Consider the following 19,123-nt stretch of genomic DNA (forward strand, 5'->3'; position numbering starts at 1 on the left):
CATTCGAGGGAAGATTGCAATCCCTAGTACTGGAGGTCTGAGCACAGTGGCTGATCGTTTGGTGGTGCGCGGTGCCCGCGAGCACAACCTCAAGGGCGTGGATATCGATATCCCTCGCGATAAAATGGTTGTTTTTACTGGTCTTTCCGGATCTGGTAAATCTTCGCTGGCTTTTGACACCATCTTCGCAGAAGGCCAGCGCCGCTACGTAGAATCCTTGAGTTCTTATGCCCGCATGTTTTTGGGGCAGATGGACAAGCCTAATGTGGAGTTTATTGACGGTCTGTCACCCGCAGTGTCTATCGATCAAAAGTCCACCAACCATAATCCGCGTTCTACGGTGGGCACGATTACGGAGATCTATGATTACCTGCGTTTGCTCTTCTCCCGTGCCGGAACGCCACACTGCCCAAAGTGTGATGCCGTAATCGAGCGCCAAACGCCACAGCAAATCGTCGATGCCGTGCTGGCGCTGGAAGAGAAACTGAAGTTTCAGGTGCTCGCACCGGTGGTGCGCAAGCGCAAAGGCGAGTTTGTTGATTTCTTCCAGGATTTGTCCGCTCAGGGCTATTCCCGCGTCCGAGTGGACGGGGAGACCTATCAGCTAAGCGATCCGCCCAAGTTGAAGAAGCAGATCAAGCACAATATTGAGGTAGTGGTTGATCGCCTGCAGGTAAAGGCCTCACAAAAGCAACGCTTAACGGATTCGGTGGAAACAGCGCTGCGCTTGGCAGATGGTCTAGTCACCATTGAGTTCGTGGATAGGGAAGAACTCACCCATACCTATTCGGAGAAGGCGGCCTGTCCGAATGGCCACACGTTGACCATTGAAGAATACGAGCCCCGTGCCTTTTCCTTCAATGCTCCGTTTGGCTCCTGCCCGGTGTGTGATGGCCTGGGTACCAAATTGGAAGTTGATGTTGATCTGCTCATTCCGGATCCAGATGCTCCAGCTGTAGATGCCATTCAACCGTGGCACTCCAGCCCCAATTCGCGCTACTTTGTCAAGTTAGTAGAGGGTTTAGGCAAGGCTATGGGGTTTGACCCCAAAACTCCGGTGAGTGAATTAACCGAGGAACAGCGCCACGCGCTGATCTATGGCACCGATGAGGAAGTCCAGGTTCGATATAAGAACCGTTACGGGCGCCAGCGTAATTGGACCGCCCCATTTGAAGGCGCTACCGGGTTTATTCACCGCAAGCTGGAAACTACCGATTCTCAATCCCAAAAGGATCGCCTGCTGCAATATACCCGCCGCGTGCCGTGTAGCACCTGTAAGGGCACCCGGCTGAAGCCGGAGATCTTGGCCGTCCGCTTGGCCTCTACGACTCACGGTGAGCAGTCCATTGCCGGGCTTTGTGCGCTCTCTATTGAAGACGCCTCTGAGTTCCTAGACTCCCTGGTGCTGGGGCACCGTGAGGAAATCATTGCCGGGGCAGTGCTTAAGGAGACTCAAGCCCGCCTGCGTTTCCTCCTGGACGTCGGTTTGAATTACCTCACGCTCGATCGCGGCGCGTCTACGCTTTCCGGCGGTGAGGCGCAACGTATCCGTCTGGCTACTCAGATTGGCTCCGGCTTGGCAGGGGTTCTGTACGTGCTCGATGAGCCATCCATTGGTCTGCACCAGCGTGATAACCAGCGACTCATCAAAACCCTGCAGCGGCTGCGCGATATCGGAAACACCCTCATTGTGGTCGAACATGATGAGGACACCATCCGTGAATCAGATTGGCTCGTCGATGTAGGCCCGCGTGCGGGCGAATATGGCGGCGAAGTGGTCTACCAAGGCCAACCATCCGGAATCGAACAGGTAGAAGAGTCCCTCACCGGACAATACCTTTCCGGCAAGAAGGTGCTCGCCGTACCGGACCAGCGCCGAGAGATTGATAAGGACCGCACCCTAAAGGTGGTGGGTGCTCGGGAGAATAATCTCAAGGGCATCAACGTGGAAATCCCGCTGGGAGTGCTGGTATGTATTACTGGTGTGTCTGGCTCGGGTAAATCCACCGTGGTCAATGAGATTTTGGCTAAGACTTTGGCCAATAAACTTAACCGCGCCCGCCAGGTTCCCGGCCGTGCCAAGCGCGTCGAAGGTGTGGAGCACCTAGATAAGCTGGTGCAAGTTGACCAAAGTCCGATTGGCCGTACCCCGCGTTCTAACCCGGCGACCTACACGGGTGTCTTTGACAAGATCCGTAACCTTTTTGCCGAAACCCAGGAAGCAAAGGTCCGCGGCTACAAGGCTGGACGCTTCTCCTTTAATGTCAAGGGCGGGCGCTGTGAGGCGTGCCAGGGCGATGGCACCATCAAAATCGAGATGAATTTCCTTCCAGATGTTTATGTGCCGTGTGAGGTGTGTGAAGGAGCACGCTATAACCGCGAAACCTTGGAGGTGCACTACAAGGGCAAAAACATTGCCGAGGTTCTAGACATGCCCATCTCTGAGGCAGCGGACTTCTTTGAACCCATCAACTCCATTCACCGCTACCTTGCCACGCTTGTCGACGTCGGCTTGGGTTATGTACGCCTTGGCCAAGCTGCTACTACGCTTTCCGGCGGCGAGGCGCAGCGCGTCAAGCTAGCTTCCGAGCTGCAAAAGCGTACCAACGGTAGGACGATTTACATTCTGGATGAGCCGACTACTGGACTGCACTTTGAGGATATTCGCAAGCTGATGCTGGTTATCCAAGGCTTGGTGGACAAGGGTAATTCGGTGCTTGTTATTGAACATAACCTTGATGTCATCAAGGCAGCGGACTGGATTGTTGATATGGGCCCGGAAGGCGGTGCGGGCGGCGGTACCGTTGTGGCGCAGGGAACCCCTGAAGACGTTGCGCAAGTAGATGGCTCCTATACCGGTGGCTACCTAAAGGGCATGTTGAAGTAAGGCAAAGCGTGAAAAATATCCGCCTTGTAGTTAGCCTGCTCGCAGCTCTCGGTCTGTGTACCATGAGTGCCTGCTCTAGCGACCCCAAGATAGAAGATGCCCCAGTGTCAACGACTACCTCTGCGGTGCCGGATCCAGCTGAGGTGCGTGCTCAGCTTGACCGTGCGGTGGACAAAACCGCAAAGAAGTATCATGCAAAGGTAGGGGTCGCCATTTCCGCAGGTGAAGACACTTTTGCGTCGGGCGATAAAGGCGAGGGGCCAGTGTGGTCCACCATCAAGGTGCCCATCGCCATTGCGGCGCTTAAAGACGGTGCGGAAAAAAGCTTGGTGGACTTGGCTATTAAGGAATCTGATAATGATGCCGCTTTTGCCTTGTGGTCGCAGGTGCAATGGCGCGAGGGTTCGGCAGAAAATGCGGTCAAAGCTTTACTCGACGACTACGGATCACACGCAGATATTCACGACTCCGCTTTTGGCTATTCCACGTGGCCGTTAAAGGACCAAGCAGTATTTGGCGCTGAACTGCCGTGCATTCCAGAAGCGGACTACGTCCACAAGGTACTCAAAGACATTGTGTCTTGGCAAAGGGTAGGCCTGTCTGCGCAGCCGCGAACCCGTGCGAAAAGCGGTTGGGGCTTGGACGAGGAAGAAAACGAGTACACCTACCGTCAATTCGGAGTTCATGAGGTAGATGGAAAGCGCGTGGGAGTAGCGCTATCTGTGGTGATGGACGGAGAGGACTACGCCGATGCCGAACCAGCGGTTAAGTACCTCGCCCATCAGCTGGTAGACATCGTGGATACTGGGGTAGATGCAGGGGACATTAAAGCAGTCACCCATTGTAAAACCCGCTAGGAGCGTAGCAATTTGGTAGGAGCGGAAGGAGCTGCTATTGTCAAAGGCACTACCGCCCATGACGCCTTGTCGAGGTTCGTGGGTCACAAGCGGAGTTTCTCCCACCCGATGCCACGAACACGCTTCGTAGGATAAAGGTAAAGGTAACCAAGCATTCACGCTTGGCACTGTGAGAACTCCCGGCTGTCTATGGCAGACCGGGTTTGCTTCGTTTGTGGTCCCGGTAGGTGAACTACTTACTCATACACCCCCTAATCGAGGAGAACCACAATCAGCGCTGAAGCTCGCATCAATGAGCGTATCCGAGTACCCGAGGTCCGTTTGGTAGGCCCCGGTGGTGAACAGGTGGGCATCGTCCGTACCGATGATGCTCGCAAGCTTGCATACGAGGCTGACCTTGACCTAGTCGAGGTAGCTCCGAAGGCAAAGCCCCCAGTGGCCAAGATCATGGACTACGGCAAGTTCAAGTACGAGCAGGCTCAGAAGGCTCGCGAGGCCCGTAAGAACCAGCAGCAAACCGTGGTGAAGGAACAGAAGTTCCGTCCGAAGATCGATGATCACGATTATGAGACCAAAAAGGGTAACGTAGTCCGCTTCCTCGAGAAGGGATCCAAGGTCAAGGTGACCATCATGTTCCGTGGTCGTGAGCAGTCGCGTCCGGAGCTCGGTTTCCGCCTCTTGGAGCGTTTGGCTGATGACGTTGCCGAAGTTGGCGTCGTTGAGTCGCGCCCCAAGCAGGATGGTCGCAATATGACCATGGTCTTGGGTCCGGTTCGCAAGGGCAAGAAGTAGACCAGATTCCACGTAGGATTTAAGGACTTAATACTCATGAAGCAGAAGACCCACAAGGGCACCGCAAAGCGTATCAAGGTGACCGGTTCCGGCAAGCTGCGCCGTGAGCAGGCTGGCCGCCGCCACCTGCTGGAAGGCAAGCCGTCCAAGCGTACCCGCCGCCTGAAGGGCACCGAGGCAGTCGCAAAGCCTGACACCAAGCGCGTAAAGCGTCTGCTCGGCCGCGCTTAGTAGCGCCGAATCAACCCACATCCGCCATCACAATCTGAATTAAGGAAGTATCACTGTGGCACGAGTAAAGCGCTCAGTTAACGCCAAGAAGAAACGTCGCGCGATTCTGAAGTCCGCTAAGGGCTACCGCGGCCAGCGTTCCCGCCTGTACCGTAAGGCGAAGGAGCAGTGGCTGCACTCCATGACTTACGCTTACCGCGATCGTCGCGCCCGTAAGTCTGAGTTCCGTAAGCTGTGGATCCAGCGCATCAACGCTGCTGCCCGCATGAACGACATCACCTACAACCGCCTCATCCACGGCCTGCGCCTGGCTGAGATCGAGGTTGACCGCAAGATCCTCGCTGAGCTTGCTGTTAATGACTTCGAGGCATTCTCCGCACTGTGCGAGGCTGCCAAGGCTGCTCTGCCTGAGGACGTAAACGCTCCTAAGGCTGCCTAATCATTAGAGCTTTCGTGCCCGCATTCTCCGGCCTTGTTAACCGGGGGATGCGGGCATTTTGGTTTTCGTTACCTTTGTTTAACTAGGGTGCTCGGCCTCACATGCTAGATTTAATCCAGACCCCGTGAAAGCCGAGACCCAGGAGAACATTTCCTATGACGAATCCAAACGGAGACTACCAACCTGATAATGGCGAGTACTCTGGACCGTCTGATTACAATAACCAGGGTCAGCAGTACAACCCTTATAACCAGCAAGCTAACTACCAGCCGCAGTATGGCCAAGGCTATGCACCGCAACCCAACATGGGTGCTTACCCGGTGCAGCAACAGTATGTGGCTCCGGGCCAGCAGAAGTCGTGGATCGCCACCTTGCTATTGTGCTTTTTCTTAGGCTGGTTCGGTGCACACAACTTTTACACTGGCCGAACGACTTTCGGCGTGTCACAGTTGGTGCTCAATATCTTGGGCTGGGCTACCTTCTGGTTCTTGCTCGGATTCGCCTTCTGGGCCATCCTCGGTCTTTGGGTGTTTATTGAGTTCATCATGATCATCGCCGGTGCCGGTGATTACGACAAGGACGCCCGCGGCGTCCCGCTCGCTAAGTAGAACTCGCCTATACGATCCTGTTGCCGTGCGGCAGCAGGATTTTTCGGTGTTATAAGGGACTCAGGGGCGAGTCTGAGAAGAGAGAATTGGCAGGTAGGGTAGTAGCCATGAATTTGGATTTTGACTCTGCCTTTACTGAACGCACTCCGCGCATTGTTAACGCAGCTAAGCTGCATCGTGCGGCTAACCGGAAGAAGGGGAAGCAATTCCTCATTGAGGGAGAAAATGCGGTAGACGCGGCGGTATCTACCGGTGCTGCAGTCGACGTTTTTGTTACAGAGAAGGCGGCAGAGCGTTTTGGTGACATCATCACTGCGTGCGGCTACATGGGAGTGTACGTCCATCCCATCACCGATAAGGCGGCTAAGCACCTTTCCGATACAGCCACGACTACGGGACTCTTTGCGCTTTGCAAGCCGGTGCTCTGGTCCGCGGGCAAAATTCTGAACGGCAAACCAAGCCTCGTTTCCGTTCCCGTGCTCACTTCTGAGCCGGGCAATGCCGGCACCTTGATTAGAACCTCGGATGCAATGGGCGCCGATGGTGTCATCTTCGCAGGTGAGACCGTTGATCCCCTGAGCTGCAAGGTATCGCGCGCTTCGGCCGGCTCGTTGTTTCACGTACCTGTAGCGCGGGACCCCAATATTAAAGACGTGCTGGGTCAGCTGCGTAAGTCGGGCATGCAGATTGTGGCAACTGCTGCCGACGGTGAAGTGGACCTAGCGGAGGCAGACCTGTCTCAGCCAACAGCGTGGCTATTTGGCAATGAGGCACACGGGCTCGGCGAGCTTCTGGAGGAAGCAGACATGCGGGTGCGGATTCCACTGCGTGGACGCGCAGAATCTCTTAACCTCGCAACTGCCGCAAGCATTTGCCTTTATGAGTCGGCTAAGGCGCAAGCGGATAACTAGTGTGACCCGTATGAAAAGGGGGTCCCTGGCGCGGTCGCGCTAGCCGCAACAGAGTAAGATTGCACGCGTTAGTTTTCGCGCGAGAAGAAGGTACGAAATACGTGTCCGATACACCGCAGATCGAATTGACCGAAGAGGCTCTTGGGGCCGCGGCCGATAAGGCTATCGCAGCCTTCGACGCAGCCGAAACACTAGATGAGTTGGCTGCTGCCCGCCGTGAACACCTAGGAGACGGCGGCTATATTCCGCAGGCTCGCCAATCGCTGGGGCAGCTGCCCAAGGACCAGCGCAAAAGCGCCGGCAAGGCCGTCAACATGGCCCGCGGCAAGATGGAAAAGCGCTTTGCTCAGGTTAAGGATGTCTTGGAACAGCAAGCTCGCGAGGAGCAGTTGCGAGCCGAGACCGTAGATGTCACGATTCCTACCACCCGCACCCAGACCGGTGCCCTTCACCCGATTACCGCGTTGTCTGAGCGCATCGCTGATATTTTCGTCGGCATGGGATGGGAAATTGCGGACGGCCCAGAAATCGAGGCAGAGTACTTTAACTTCGATGCTCTGAACTTCAAGCCGGACCACCCAGCACGTACCTTGCAGGATACGTTCCACGTCTCGGGCGAGGGTTCTAGGCAGGTGCTGCGTACCCATACCTCCCCGGTACAGGTGCGCACCATGTTGGAGCGCGACGTGCCGCTTTATATTGCCTGCCCGGGGCGCGTATTCCGCACAGATGAGCTGGATGCCACCCATACCCCGGTTTTCCACCAGATAGAAGGATTGGCCGTTGATAAAGGCCTGACCATGGCTCACCTGCGCGGCACACTAGAGCACTTGGCCAAAGTACTCTTTGGGCCGGAAACTACTACGCGTATGCGCGTGAACTACTTCCCATTTACTGAGCCCTCTGCCGAGGTTGATGTGTGGTTCCCTAATAAGAAGGGCGGCGCCGGTTGGATCGAGTGGGGCGGCTGCGGCATGGTCAACCCCAATGTTCTTCGCGCCGTAGGCGTAGATCCAGAGGAATACACGGGCTTTGCCTTTGGCATGGGCCTTGAACGCACACTGCAGTTCCGCAATGGATTGACCGATATGCGCGATATGGTCGAAGGCGATGTTCGCTTTACTCTACCGTTCAGCGTACAGGCCTAAACCCAGAAAGGATAGACACACTAATGCTTATTTCCCAAGACTGGGTTACCCGCATCCTCGGTGCTAAGAACCCCGGTTGGAGCGTTTCCGCTGCCGATATGGATTCCGAATTCGTGCGCGTAGGTTTTGAGACCGAGGGATACGCCGCTGTTCCAGAGAGCACGGGGCCTCTGGTTATTGGCCAGGTCGTAGAGATTGAGGAGCTCACTCAGTTTAAAAAGCCCATTCGCTACTGCCAGGTGAATGTAGGCCAGGCTAATGGCACGGGCGAACTGCAAGGCATCATTTGTGGCGCTCGCAATTTTCGCCTGAATGACTATGTTGTCGTTGCGCTTCCCGGCTCGGAGCTTCCTGGTGGCTTCAAGATCGCGGCACGCGAGACCTACGATCACATTTCTAATGGCATGATGTGCTCCGGCGCTGAACTCGGCTTGGGCGCGCAAGCCAACGGCATCATCGTCTTAGGCGAAGAAGTCGCCGATAAGGTGGGCGAGGATGCGCGCCCGATTATCGGCTTGCACGATACCGACTTTGACGTAAACATCACCCCAGATCGTGGTTATGCACTTTCCGCACGCGGTTTGAGCCGCGAGATTGCCTCCGCTTTTGATCTGGAGTTTGCCGATATTGCCCAGGATCCTTCCGCGGCTGGCATAGATACCTCCGCTGTGCCGGAGGCGCAGGGCTCGCTTATCGACGTCACTGTGGCCCCCGAAACCAAGGCACAGCGCTTTGGCCTCCGCAAGGTCAGCGGCATCGACCCGCAGGCACGCACCCCGTTTTGGCTGGAACGCGAGCTAATGCTCTGCGGCCAACGCAGCGTCAATCTGCCAACGGACATTACTAACTATGTGATGCTGCTTTTGGGCGCACCCATGCATGCCTTTGACGCCAACGTGATACAGGGGAACCTCGTTGTCCGTAACGCAGCGGAGGGGGAGAAGTTTGAGACTCTGGATCATGTAAAGCGAGAACTTTCTGCAGAAGACGTGGTCATCTGTGATGACAATGGCATCCAGTCCTTGGCCGGCGTGATGGGCGGGACTACCTCTGAAATCTCGGCGGAAACCACAGACGTTGTCTTTGAATCTGCTATTTGGGATCCGATTACCGTCGCGCGTACCTCTCGCCGCCATAAGTTGTCTTCCGAATCCTCTCGCCGGTTTGAGCGCGGCGTAGATCCGGCGATCGTAGAGGTCGCCCTAGACACCGCATGTGCGCTGCTCCAGCAGCTAGCAGGCGGCACCATTGAAAAGGGTCGTACGCTTATCGGGGACGTCGCCAAGCGCGAGCCCATTGCTCTGCGCACCGCAAAGGCCAGTGAATATGCCGGCGTTGACTACTCCCGTGAGACCGTTATTTCCCGTCTGGAAGAAGTCGGCTGCACCGTCGCGGATGAAGGTGAGCAACTGCAGGTAACACCAGCAACCTGGCGCACTGATATTGCAATGGATGTTGACCTCGTCGAGGAGATTCTGCGCCTTGAGGGCTTGGAGGATATTCCAGCCGTGCTGCCTACCCCGGCCGGTGGCCGCGGGCTAACCCCTGCGCAGAAGCGTCGTCGGGCTATCGGGCATGGTCTTGCCTATGCCGGCTATGCCGAGGTATTGCCTGCACCGTTCGTGGCTAATAATACGTTTGATGTATGGGGCCTCGACAAGGATGATGCTCGCCGCCGTACCGTAGAAGTGCAAAATCCGCTTGAGGCGGATAAGGCCATCTTGTCTACGACGCTGCTGCCGAACATGTTGGAGGCCATCGCCCGCAATGTGGCTCGTGGCCGCAGCGACCTCGCACTGTACGGGCTGCAGCAAGTGGCGGTCAAGCGCGCCGAGGCATCCCCTATGCCTTCCGTAGAACAGCGACCTTCTGCAGAGGTGGTTTCTCAGCTCCTTGATACCCTGCCTGAGCAGCCGCTTCACGTTGCTACGGTGGCTACGGGCAATATTGAACATGAAGGCCCGTGGGGCGAGGGCCGTGCATATACCTACGCCGATGCTATCGAATCCGCCCGTCAGGTCGCTCGCGCCGCTGGTGTGGATATTGAGCTGGAGGCAGCACAGGTTCTGCCGTGGCATCCTGGCCGCTGCGCGGCCGTGAAGGTGGCTGGCACCGACGTAGTACTGGGCCATGCTGGTGAGCTGCACCCGCAGGTCTTGGAGGCCCTGAACCTACCTGCGCGTACGTGCGCTATGGAGCTGGACATTAGCGCCATGCCGTTGGAAGAAAAGTTCCCCGCACCGGTGTTGTCCTCGTTCCCCGCATTGCACCAAGACATTGCCTTGGTAGTGGATGAAGACGTACCCGCCGAGCGTGTACGCGCCATCGTGGAAGAGGGAGCAGGAGAGCTCATCGAGTCCGTCGAACTCTTCGATATTTTCCGTGGTGAGCAGCTAGGAGATGGCAAGAAGTCCTTGGCCTTCCAGCTTCTATTCCGTGCCGCGGACCGCACGTTGACGGATGACGAAGTCAACGAGCACCGCATGGCGGCGGCGGAATTGGCTAAGCAGCGCTTGGGCGCAGAAATGCGCGCGTAGTTAAACCCTGCTCAGGGGCGGTGAGATTTAACTCACCGCCCCCTTTTTTCATACATTATTTTCATTACTCGACGTTCATTTACCTGCGGAATCGGACAATCTGACTGAATAACATACGGTTGGGTGTATTTATTGCTATAGTCCCTTCTATGACGATTTCAGTAGCAATAGCAGGTGCGACCGGGTACGCGGGAAGCGAAATCCTTCGCCTGCTGCTGTCGCACTCGGCGTATCTTGGCGGTGAACTACGCATTGGGGCGCTAACTGCCTATTCCACCGCAGGGAAGAAGGTCGCTGAGCTTATGCCGCACCTCCCGCAGCTGGCAGACCGTGCCATTGTGGGCACGACCGCTGAAAATCTTCGCGGGCACGACATTGTATTTTTGGGCCTTCCACACGGTCATTCTGCGGCGATTGCTCAGTACGTGGGGCCGCAGACCACGGTGATCGATTGTGCGGCCGATTTTCGCCTCCGCAATAAGACGGACTGGGACGCCTTTTATGGCGGAGAGTACGCCGGGCATTGGCCTTATGGAATCCCCGAGATTCCAGGCAATAGAGAAGTGCTGCGCCATGCCAACCGGGTAGCTGTGCCGGGGTGTTTTCCCACGGCGGTAACCCTCGCAGGTTTGCCGGCTGTTGCCCACGAACTCATTAAGCCGAGCCTCTCGGTGATTGCTATTACCGGTGTTTCCGGAGCCGGGAAGAAGGCCTCCGTGGCACAACTCGGCGCGGAAACTATGGGAAACCTGAAGGCATATAAGCCCGGCGGCACGCACCGACATACCCCGGAAATCGTGCAAAATCTGCAGCCGTTTGCGCAGGAAAAAATTGACGTCAGCTTCACCCCGGTTCTAGCTCCCTTACCCCGAGGCATCTTGGCGACCATAACGGCGGGGATGAAAGAGGGCGTCAGCAAGCGGGAAGTAGAGACTGCATTCGGTGAGTTTTATGCCCAAGAGCCCTTCTGTCACGTGCTTCCCGCCGGTCAGCAGCCCGAGACCCAAAACGTTGTAGGTACCAATATGGTGCACCTCCAAGCCCATGTGGATGAACGCGCCCGACGCCTCGTGGTTACCGCAGCACTGGACAACCTGTGCAAAGGAACAGCCGGCGCCGCCGTGCAATGTATGAACCTAATACTCGGCTGGGATGAAACCTTGGGCTTGCCGCAAGCGGCCGTGGCCCCATAAAAACTAGGAGAAAATTATGACTGCAGCAGGAATTACCGGCCCGGCCGGCTTTAGCGCCGGCGCTACCACAGCGGGGATTAAACCCTCAGGCAAACCCGATATGGCATTAGTTGTCAATAATGGACCACGCTATGATGCGGCGGCGGTATTTACCCGTAACCGTGTTGTGGCCTCGCCGGTGAAACTCTCCCGCAAGGCGGTGGCCGATGGCCAGCTTGCCGCTATTGTTTTTAACTCTGGAAACGCCAATGCGTGCAATGGCCCGCAGGGTGATGCGGATGCCTCCGCGCTGGTAGCCGAGGTTGCGCACTCCTTGGCCCTTCCAGAAGGAAAAATTGCCGCATGCTCGACCGGGCTTATAGGGGAGCCTTTGCCTATGGAAAAAGCGTTGGCTGGTGCAGGCGCTGTGGCGAAGGCCCTAGGCGGCAGCACGGACCATGCTCACGCAGCGGCCGAGGCTATTTTGACCACCGATACCGTAACTAAGGAAGCCGCCTATGTTGGGGCCGGCTGGTCCGTTGGGGCCATGGGCAAGGGGGTGGGCATGATGGCCCCCTCGCTGGCGACGATGTTGGTGTGCCTTACTACCGACGCCGCCGCAAGCGCCGCTGCCCTCCAGAGCACCCTGGACAAGGCCGTGTCGCAGACCTTCAACACTCTCGACGTCGATGGATCAACTTCTACTAATGACACGGTGATCCTCATGGCCTCTGGGGCCTCGGGTGTTTCGCCCAGCCAAGAAGAGCTTGAAACGGCGGTGCTGGCGGTTTGCTCAGACATTGCGGACCAACTGCAAGCAGATGCAGAAGGTGTAACCAAGCGCGTCAAGATCACTGTGGAAGGCACTGTCACCGACTACCAGGCCCTCAACGCCGCGCGCACCTTGGGCCGCGACAACCTGTTCAAGTGCGCCATGTTCGGCTCTGATCCGAACTGGGGGCGCGTCCTTGCGGCGGTGGGGATGGCAGATGCAGAAATGGACCCGGAAAATATCTCGGTCTATTTCAATGGCCAGCCGGTGTGTCGCGCCTCGACGGGTGTACCTGGCGCGCGCGAGGTGGACCTGAGCGGGACTGATATCGAAGTCTGCGTGGACCTTGGAACGGGAGGTGCTGGGTCTGCGTTCGTGCGGACCACGGATCTCTCTCACGCCTACGTGGAAATCAATTCGGCGTATAGCTCCTAGGGAGGAGATGAAAATGTTTAGTGGGCTTAGTGATCAAGAGCGCGCCACCGTCCTAGCGGATGCCCTCCCGTGGCTTCAACACTATCGGGACACCATCGTAGTGGTGAAATACGGCGGCAACGCCATGGTGGACGAAGAACTTAAAGCTGCCTTTGCCGCGGACATGGTCTTTTTGCGCACCGTGGGCGTTAAGCCGGTGGTGGTGCATGGCGGTGGACCACAGATCAACTCCATGCTCCACAAGCTTGGTATAGAAGGGGAGTTTCGAGGCGGCTTTCGCGTGACCTCTCCGGAGATCATGGAAGTAGTTCGCATGGTGCTTTTTGGGCAGGTAGGTCGCGGGTTAGTCAACCTCATCAATTCGCACGGCCCATATGCGGTGGGGACCTCTGGCGAAGACGCGGGACTATTCCGGGCCACCAAAAGGTTGGTGGAAGTCGATGGAAAACCTACCGATATCGGGATGGTCGGAGACATTGTAGAGGTCAATCCCACGGCCGTGATGGACATTATCGACGCTGGGCGCATCCCAGTGGTCTCGACCATCGCACCGGGAGAGGATGGCGCAATTTATAACATCAATGCCGATAGCGCGGCTGGGGCTTTGGCTAGCGCAATCGGGGCAGAGTGTTTGGTCATTCTCACAAATGTGGAAGGGCTATACACGGACTGGCCAAACCGCGAATCTCTCGTGTCCAAGATCGACCGTGGTCAACTTTCCAGGCTTCTTCCCCGACTGGACTCCGGCATGATTCCCAAGATGGAATCTTGCCTCAAGGCAGTAGAAGGCGGGGTATCGGCCGCGCACGTTATCGACGGCCGGATTGGCCACTCGGTGCTGCTAGAGCTTTTAACCCCGGGTGGCGTCGGAACCATGGTGTTGCCAGATGATTATAAGCAACACGACTACCCCGAGGGGACCATATTCAGGAAGGATGATGCAGCATGAACAAGGCACAGGGCTTGACACAGCGGTGGACGGAGACGGTCGTTGATACCTATGGCACACCGTCCATAGGTCTCGTCTCCGGCCAAGGGGCAACGATTAACGATGAGCAAGGTAAGTCTTATATTGATCTACTAGCAGGCATTGCGGTTAATTCCTTGGGATACGGCAATGAGCACGTAGCACAGGCGGTATTCCACCAGGCGCGCACTTTGGCGCATACCTCGAACCTCTTCGCCACTCAGCCAGTGCTGGATGCGGGAGCGAAGCTGATTGAGCGCGTGGGAGACGATAGCGCCCGAGTGTTCTTCTGTAACTCTGGCGCCGAAGCCAATGAGGCTGCATTTAAGCTTGCTCGCCTGACCGGGCGCCGGCGAATCCTCGCTGCCGAGCACGGCTTTCATGGACGAACCATGGGGGCGCTGGCCTTGACCGGTCAGCCCGATAAACAGCGCTCTTTCCGCCCGTTGCCGGGAGGAGTGGAGTTCTATCCGTTCGGGGATGTGGAGTATCTGCGTCAGCTGGTGGAACAAGATCCCCAGGACACTGCGGCCATAATCCTGGAACCTATTCAGGGAGAAACTGGCGTCATTCCGGCCCCTGCGGGGTTCATGAAAAAGGTCAGCGAGCTGTGCGATGAATACGGAGTCCTATTAATCGTTGACGAGGTACAAACAGGCGTAGGCCGTACCGGGACGTTCTTTGCCCACGAGGTAGAAGGAATTCAACCGGACGTTATCACTATGGCGAAAGGCTTAGGTGCCGGACTACCCATCGGCGCAACGATTACCCGAGGGCGTGCCAAGGGTCTTTTTGGGCCCGGCTCTCATGGCACCACCTTTGGCGGGAACCCCGTGGCGTGCGCTGCGGCAAACGTAGTTCTTGACACCGTAGATGCGGAATTGCTCGCAGAGGTGACCCGCAAGGGGGACTATGTGCGGCAGGAATGTGAAAAATTATCAATTGTAGATCGTGTGCGCGGCCGAGGTCTTATGCTGGGCCTTGTATTAAGCGCACCGGTGGCTAAGCAGGCCGTGCGGGACGGGCTCGCACACGGGCTTATTCTCAACGCTCCCAACGAGAATGTTCTTCGACTAACCCCACCTTTGGTCATTTCCCAGCATGAACTCGACACAGCACTATCAACTCTCGGAACCATATTGGAGGAACTGGCATGAGCTTGCGGCACTTCCTAGCTGACGATGATCTCAGCCCACAAGAACAAGCGACGGTTTTAGATTTAGCTGAAAAGCTAAAGAAGGAGCCCTTTGCAGAGCGCCCCTTAGAAGGCCCCAAGACCGTGGCGGTTCTCTTTGATAAAACGTCTACGCGCACCCGCTTTTCCTTTGAAACCGCGGTAGCGAATATGGGCGGCAGGGGTATTACCGTCGACACTTCTACAACCCAGATGGGCAAGGGGGAATCTTTTCAAGATACGGCGGCGGTGCTTTCAAGGTACGTGGAGGCCATTGTGTGGCGTACGTTTGAGCACGACAATCTGCTCCAGATGGCAGAGACTGCTACCGTACCTTTGATTAATGCGCTTTCTGATGACCTACATCCCTGCCAGATCCTGGCTGATTTGCTGACCTGTCGCGAGAATCTAGGTGATCTGCCGGGTAAAAAGGCCGTCTACCTGGGCGATGGCGATAATAATATGGCCAACTCGTACATGATCGGTTTTGCCACGGCCGGTATGGACGTCTCCATCGTTGCGCCAGAGGGATTTCAGCCTCGCCAGGAATTTGTCGACCGTGCGCGTCAGCGGGGCAATATCACCATTACCGATGATGTCAATGAAGTAGAAGGCGCAGACGTCGTGATTACGGATACCTGGGTTTCTATGGGACAGGAAAATGATGGTCGTGATAGGCGCACGCCGTTCCTGCCTTATCAGGTTGACTCGACCATAATGAGCAAAACACATAAGGATGCAATATTCTTACATTGTTTGCCGGCGTACCGTGGAAATGAGGTCACGACTGAGGTGATCGATGGTCCGCAGTCGCGAGTCTTCGATGAAGCGGAAAATCGCCTGCATGCGCAGAAGGCGCTTCTCGTCTGGTTGCTCGAAGTAAATAAGGAGATCAACTAAGTAATGAACACCCCGACCACCCGCAATGCTCGGCAGGCCAAGATTCTAGAGATTTTGGACCGCAATCGCGTCACCAGCCAGGTGCAGCTATCCGAGCTGCTTCTCGCAGACGGCATTGACATCACGCAGGCTACTTTGTCCCGTGACTTGGATGAGTTGGGAGCGAAGAAGGTAAAGCGTGATGGCGGCCGTTCCTATTACATGGTCGGCGGTGAGCTGGAGCAATTTGAAGATCAGGTGGGCGGGCCCCGCGAAAAGCTGCGACGCATGCTCGATGAATTGGTGGTATCCCATGATTCTTCCGGCAATATTGCGATGCTGCGCACGCCAGCTGGCGCGGCCCAGTACCTGGCTAGTTTTATTGACAGGGTAGGGCTGCACGATGTCATTGGTTGTATCGCCGGTGATGACACCATTTTCGTCTTGGCGCGCGAGGGTGTCACAGGCGCAGATTTGGCCGTGACGCTTACCACGCGGAATCTTTAGACGGTGGGAGTGGAAATTCTTACCACCGTCGTATATTATGTACTTAAATGAATTGTTTCCAATAGATCGAGGAGATTTACCATGTCCGCACGCGTAGTCTTGGCCTACTCCGGTGGCCTTGATACTTCTGTTGCTATTCCGTATCTGGCAAAAATGACCGGCGGCGATGTTGTTGCCGTTTCCCTGGACTTGGGTCAAGGTGGCGAGGATATGGAATCGGTGCGCCAGCGTGCACTTGACTGCGGTGCCGTAGAGTCCATCGTTATCGATGCCAAGGATGAGTTCGCAGAGGAGTACTGCGTTCCCACCATTCAGGCAAACGGCATGTATATGAAGCAGTACCCGCTAGTATCGGCCATTTCCCGTCCGCTCATTACCAAGCACCTTGTTAAGGCTGCCCAGGAATTTGGCGGCACCCACGTCTCCCACGGTTGCACCGGCAAGGGCAATGACCAGGTACGCTTTGAGGTTTCTTTCCGTGCCCAGGATCCTTCTCTCGAAATTATCGCTCCTGCACGTGATTATGCGTGGACCCGCGATAAGGCCATCGCCTTTGCGGAGGAGATCAACCTGCCAATTGAGCAGTCCGCCTCCTCGCCATTTTCTATCGACCAGAATCTGTGGGGCCGCGCCGTCGAAACTGGATTCCTAGAGGATCTGTGGAATCCACCGACAAAGGACCTATACGCCTACACCGAGGACCCGGGTCTGGGCAATGCCCCGGATGAAATTATCCTCTCCTTTGAAAAGGGCATCCCCGTGGCGGTAGATGGCCAAAAGATGTCCCCGCTGCAGATCATTGAAGAGGTCAACCGCCGCGCAGGTGCACAGGGTATTGGTCGCCTAGATATGGTCGAGGACCGTTTGGTGGGCATTAAGTCCCGTGAGGTCTACGAAGCTCCGGGTGCAATGGTCCTTATCCAAGCGCACGAAGCGCTAGAGGATGTCACTGTGGAGCGCGAGTTGGCTCGCTACAAGCGCCTCACCGATGCTCGTTGGTCCGAGGAGGTCTACGACGGCCTCTGGCATTCGCCGCTGAAGCGTTCCCTGGACGCTTTCATTGCGGAATCTCAGGAAAACGTCACCGGCGATATTCGCCTAAGCATGCACGCCGGCACCGCCACGGTGACCGGGCGCCGCTCTGGCCAGTCGCTGTATTCCTTTGATCTTGCCACCTATGACACCGGCGATTCCTTCGACCAAACCGCCGCAAAGGGCTTTGTTCAGCTGCACGGCCTGTCTACCCAGATTTCCAATCAGCGCGACCGCGATGGCGGTTTCCCGACCAGCGCCCAGAAGTAGAAGCATATGGAATCACATAAGACTAATGAAGGTGCCCTGTGGGGCGGCCGCTTTTCCGGCGGACCCTCCGAGGCAATGTTTGCCCTCTCTGTATCCACCCACTTTGACTGGGTCCTCGCGCCTTATGACGTATTAGCCTCCAAGGCGCATGCCAAAGTGCTGCACAAGGCAGGCTTGCTATCCGACGCCGACCTGGACACCATGCTCGCCGGTCTCACCGAGCTAGGGGAGAAGGTGGATTCTGGCGAATTCCGCCCGGCGCCGACAGATGAGGACGTCCACGGTGCGATGGAACGCGGGCTCATTGAGATTGTCGGGCCGGAAGTAGGCGGTCGCCTGCGTGCTGGCCGCTCGCGTAATGACCAGGTAGCGACGCTGTTTCGCATGTGGGTACGCGATGCCATTCGTGATACCGCCGCCCAGGTGAGCGACTTGGTGGATGCCTTGGCCGATCAAGCCGCATCCCATCCCGATGCCATCATGCCGGGCAAGACTCACTCGCAAGCCGCGCAACCAATTCTGCTAGCACACGAACTTTTGGGCCATGCGCAGCCGCTTCTGCGCGATATCGAGCGCCTGCAGGATTTGGACAAGCGCCTAGCCGTGTCTCCCTATGGCTCTGGCGCGCTTGCTGGTTCATCTTTGCAGCTCGACCCAGAGTCGATTGCAGAAGAGCTAGGGTTCGACTCCGCTGCTGAAAACTCCTTGGACGGCACTGCGGCTCGTGACTTCGCATCCGAGACTGCCTTCGTTTTGGCGCAGATCGCGGTGGATATGTCCCGCCTCTCGGAAGAAATCATCTATTGGTGCACACCGGAATACGGCTATGTCACGCTTGATGATGCTTGGTCGACGGGTTCGTCCATCATGCCGCAGAAGAAGAATCCGGACGTGCCGGAACTTACCCGCGGCAAGACTGGCCGCCTTATTGGCAATCTCACTGGGCTTTTGTCCACGCTGAAGGCTCAGCCGCTGGCCTATAATCGCGACCTGCAGGAAGACAAGGAGCCTATCGTTGACTCGGTGGCGCAGCTAAACCTGCTGCTGCCGGCGATGACCGGTCTTGTATCGACGCTGACGTTTCATGAGGACCGCATGCGCGAGTTGGCTCCGCGGGGGTTTACGCTGGCTACCGATTTGGCCGAATGGATGGTCCGTCAAGGTGTTCCTTTCCGTGAAGCGCACGAAGCCTCCGGCGCCTGCGTACGGATTGCTGAGGAACGTGGGGTGGACCTAATCGACCTCAGCGACGAGGACCTAGCGGGCGTCGACAAGCGGCTAAAGCCGGGCGTCCGCGAAGTGCTCACCATCGACGGAGCAGTGGCTTCTCGTGACACCAAGGGTGGCACGGCCGGCGCTCGAGTGGCAGAGCAACGGGAAAAGGCACGTGAACGGGCCGCCGCTGCCCGTACCTGGGCGCAGACTCCACTGCGCTAACTAGTTTTCCCTCGGAATACCGCATGGCCGTAGGCCATGCGGTTCTTTTGTGCCTAGATGTGGGGGTA

The 19,123-nt window shown here is 56.7% G+C and carries 17 protein-coding genes; all 17 read left to right on the forward strand.

Annotated elements, in window-relative coordinates; genetic code table 11:
• Nucleotides 1-46 precede the first annotated feature (46 nt).
• The 17 genes from uvrA to argH all read left to right on the forward strand — a co-directional run bounded on the left by uvrA (nucleotide 47) and on the right by argH (nucleotide 19,055).
• Nucleotides 47-2,887: an excinuclease ABC subunit UvrA gene (uvrA, locus tag ACLI1M_RS05505; protein WP_284835792.1), complete on the forward strand. Its 2,841-nt coding sequence runs from the start codon at nucleotides 47-49 to the stop codon at nucleotides 2,885-2,887.
• 8 nt (nucleotides 2,888-2,895) lie between these two features.
• On the forward strand, nucleotides 2,896-3,744 hold the full coding sequence (locus tag ACLI1M_RS05510) for a hypothetical protein (protein ID WP_248100367.1): 849 nt from the start codon (nucleotides 2,896-2,898) through the stop codon (nucleotides 3,742-3,744).
• Nucleotides 3,745-4,014: 270 nt separating this feature from the next.
• Nucleotides 4,015-4,536 (forward strand): translation initiation factor IF-3, encoded by a 522-nt coding sequence (infC, locus tag ACLI1M_RS05515; RefSeq protein ID WP_080970442.1) that lies wholly within the window; start codon nucleotides 4,015-4,017, stop codon nucleotides 4,534-4,536.
• 36 nt (nucleotides 4,537-4,572) lie between these two features.
• Nucleotides 4,573-4,767, forward strand: coding sequence for a 50S ribosomal protein L35 (rpmI, locus tag ACLI1M_RS05520; RefSeq protein ID WP_023021641.1), 195 nt, complete (start codon nucleotides 4,573-4,575; stop codon nucleotides 4,765-4,767).
• A 55-nt stretch (nucleotides 4,768-4,822) separates the two neighbouring features.
• On the forward strand, nucleotides 4,823-5,206 hold the full coding sequence (gene rplT / locus ACLI1M_RS05525) for a 50S ribosomal protein L20 (RefSeq protein ID WP_005323264.1): 384 nt from the start codon (nucleotides 4,823-4,825) through the stop codon (nucleotides 5,204-5,206).
• Nucleotides 5,207-5,361: 155 nt separating this feature from the next.
• Nucleotides 5,362-5,814, forward strand: a complete 453-nt coding sequence (locus ACLI1M_RS05530) for a TM2 domain-containing protein (protein ID WP_248100369.1) — start codon at nucleotides 5,362-5,364, stop codon at nucleotides 5,812-5,814.
• A gap of 107 nt (nucleotides 5,815-5,921) precedes the next feature.
• Nucleotides 5,922-6,725: a TrmH family RNA methyltransferase gene (locus ACLI1M_RS05535; protein ID WP_248100371.1), complete on the forward strand. Its 804-nt coding sequence runs from the start codon at nucleotides 5,922-5,924 to the stop codon at nucleotides 6,723-6,725.
• A gap of 101 nt (nucleotides 6,726-6,826) precedes the next feature.
• The gene (pheS, locus tag ACLI1M_RS05540; RefSeq protein ID WP_248100373.1) at nucleotides 6,827-7,873 is read left to right on the forward strand and encodes a phenylalanine--tRNA ligase subunit alpha; all 1,047 of its coding nucleotides are present in this window, start codon (nucleotides 6,827-6,829) and stop codon (nucleotides 7,871-7,873) included.
• 23 nt (nucleotides 7,874-7,896) lie between these two features.
• The gene (gene pheT / locus ACLI1M_RS05545) at nucleotides 7,897-10,410 is read left to right on the forward strand and encodes a phenylalanine--tRNA ligase subunit beta (RefSeq protein ID WP_411706719.1); all 2,514 of its coding nucleotides are present in this window, start codon (nucleotides 7,897-7,899) and stop codon (nucleotides 10,408-10,410) included.
• Nucleotides 10,411-10,559: 149 nt separating this feature from the next.
• Complete coding sequence (gene argC / locus ACLI1M_RS05550) at nucleotides 10,560-11,603, forward strand: N-acetyl-gamma-glutamyl-phosphate reductase (protein ID WP_248100377.1); 1,044 nt, start codon at nucleotides 10,560-10,562, stop codon at nucleotides 11,601-11,603.
• A 16-nt stretch (nucleotides 11,604-11,619) separates the two neighbouring features.
• The gene (argJ, locus tag ACLI1M_RS05555) at nucleotides 11,620-12,789 is read left to right on the forward strand and encodes a bifunctional glutamate N-acetyltransferase/amino-acid acetyltransferase ArgJ (RefSeq protein WP_248100379.1); all 1,170 of its coding nucleotides are present in this window, start codon (nucleotides 11,620-11,622) and stop codon (nucleotides 12,787-12,789) included.
• A 13-nt stretch (nucleotides 12,790-12,802) separates the two neighbouring features.
• A complete protein-coding gene (gene argB / locus ACLI1M_RS05560; protein ID WP_411706720.1) occupies nucleotides 12,803-13,738 on the forward strand; it encodes an acetylglutamate kinase in 936 nt (311 codons plus the stop codon).
• Nucleotides 13,735-14,913: an acetylornithine transaminase gene (locus ACLI1M_RS05565; protein ID WP_248100382.1), complete on the forward strand. Its 1,179-nt coding sequence runs from the start codon at nucleotides 13,735-13,737 to the stop codon at nucleotides 14,911-14,913. Before argB ends, ACLI1M_RS05565 begins: the two co-directional genes overlap by 4 nt.
• Nucleotides 14,910-15,830: an ornithine carbamoyltransferase gene (gene argF, locus ACLI1M_RS05570; protein WP_248100384.1), complete on the forward strand. Its 921-nt coding sequence runs from the start codon at nucleotides 14,910-14,912 to the stop codon at nucleotides 15,828-15,830. Before ACLI1M_RS05565 ends, argF begins: the two co-directional genes overlap by 4 nt.
• A gap of 3 nt (nucleotides 15,831-15,833) precedes the next feature.
• Nucleotides 15,834-16,316: an arginine repressor gene (locus ACLI1M_RS05575; RefSeq protein WP_049358438.1), complete on the forward strand. Its 483-nt coding sequence runs from the start codon at nucleotides 15,834-15,836 to the stop codon at nucleotides 16,314-16,316.
• An 81-nt stretch (nucleotides 16,317-16,397) separates the two neighbouring features.
• A complete protein-coding gene (locus ACLI1M_RS05580; RefSeq protein ID WP_023021630.1) occupies nucleotides 16,398-17,618 on the forward strand; it encodes an argininosuccinate synthase in 1,221 nt (406 codons plus the stop codon).
• A 6-nt stretch (nucleotides 17,619-17,624) separates the two neighbouring features.
• Complete coding sequence (gene argH / locus ACLI1M_RS05585; protein WP_248100386.1) at nucleotides 17,625-19,055, forward strand: argininosuccinate lyase; 1,431 nt, start codon at nucleotides 17,625-17,627, stop codon at nucleotides 19,053-19,055.
• Nucleotides 19,056-19,123: the final 68 nt, after the last annotated feature.

This window comes from Corynebacterium sp. LaCa54 (assembly GCF_046717495.1).
Classification (GTDB): domain Bacteria; phylum Actinomycetota; class Actinomycetes; order Mycobacteriales; family Mycobacteriaceae; genus Corynebacterium; species Corynebacterium kefirresidentii.

What these genes read in the sequence shown, in the direction of transcription:
- rpmI (WP_023021641.1), top strand. Translation starts at nt 4,573, where the DNA reads ATGAAGCAGAAGACCCACAAGGGCACCGCAAAGCGTATCAAGGTGACC.
- ACLI1M_RS05530 (WP_248100369.1), top strand. Translation starts at nt 5,362, where the DNA reads ATGACGAATCCAAACGGAGACTACCAACCTGATAATGGCGAGTACTCT.
- ACLI1M_RS05535 (WP_248100371.1), top strand. Translation starts at nt 5,922, where the DNA reads ATGAATTTGGATTTTGACTCTGCCTTTACTGAACGCACTCCGCGCATT.
- pheT (WP_411706719.1), top strand. Translation starts at nt 7,897, where the DNA reads ATGCTTATTTCCCAAGACTGGGTTACCCGCATCCTCGGTGCTAAGAAC.
- argC (WP_248100377.1), top strand. Translation starts at nt 10,560, where the DNA reads ATGACGATTTCAGTAGCAATAGCAGGTGCGACCGGGTACGCGGGAAGC.
- argJ (WP_248100379.1), top strand. Translation starts at nt 11,620, where the DNA reads ATGACTGCAGCAGGAATTACCGGCCCGGCCGGCTTTAGCGCCGGCGCT.
- argB (WP_411706720.1), top strand. Translation starts at nt 12,803, where the DNA reads ATGTTTAGTGGGCTTAGTGATCAAGAGCGCGCCACCGTCCTAGCGGAT.
- ACLI1M_RS05565 (WP_248100382.1), top strand. Translation starts at nt 13,735, where the DNA reads ATGAACAAGGCACAGGGCTTGACACAGCGGTGGACGGAGACGGTCGTT.
- argF (WP_248100384.1), top strand. Translation starts at nt 14,910, where the DNA reads ATGAGCTTGCGGCACTTCCTAGCTGACGATGATCTCAGCCCACAAGAA.
- ACLI1M_RS05575 (WP_049358438.1), top strand. Translation starts at nt 15,834, where the DNA reads ATGAACACCCCGACCACCCGCAATGCTCGGCAGGCCAAGATTCTAGAG.
- ACLI1M_RS05580 (WP_023021630.1), top strand. Translation starts at nt 16,398, where the DNA reads ATGTCCGCACGCGTAGTCTTGGCCTACTCCGGTGGCCTTGATACTTCT.
- argH (WP_248100386.1), top strand. Translation starts at nt 17,625, where the DNA reads ATGGAATCACATAAGACTAATGAAGGTGCCCTGTGGGGCGGCCGCTTT.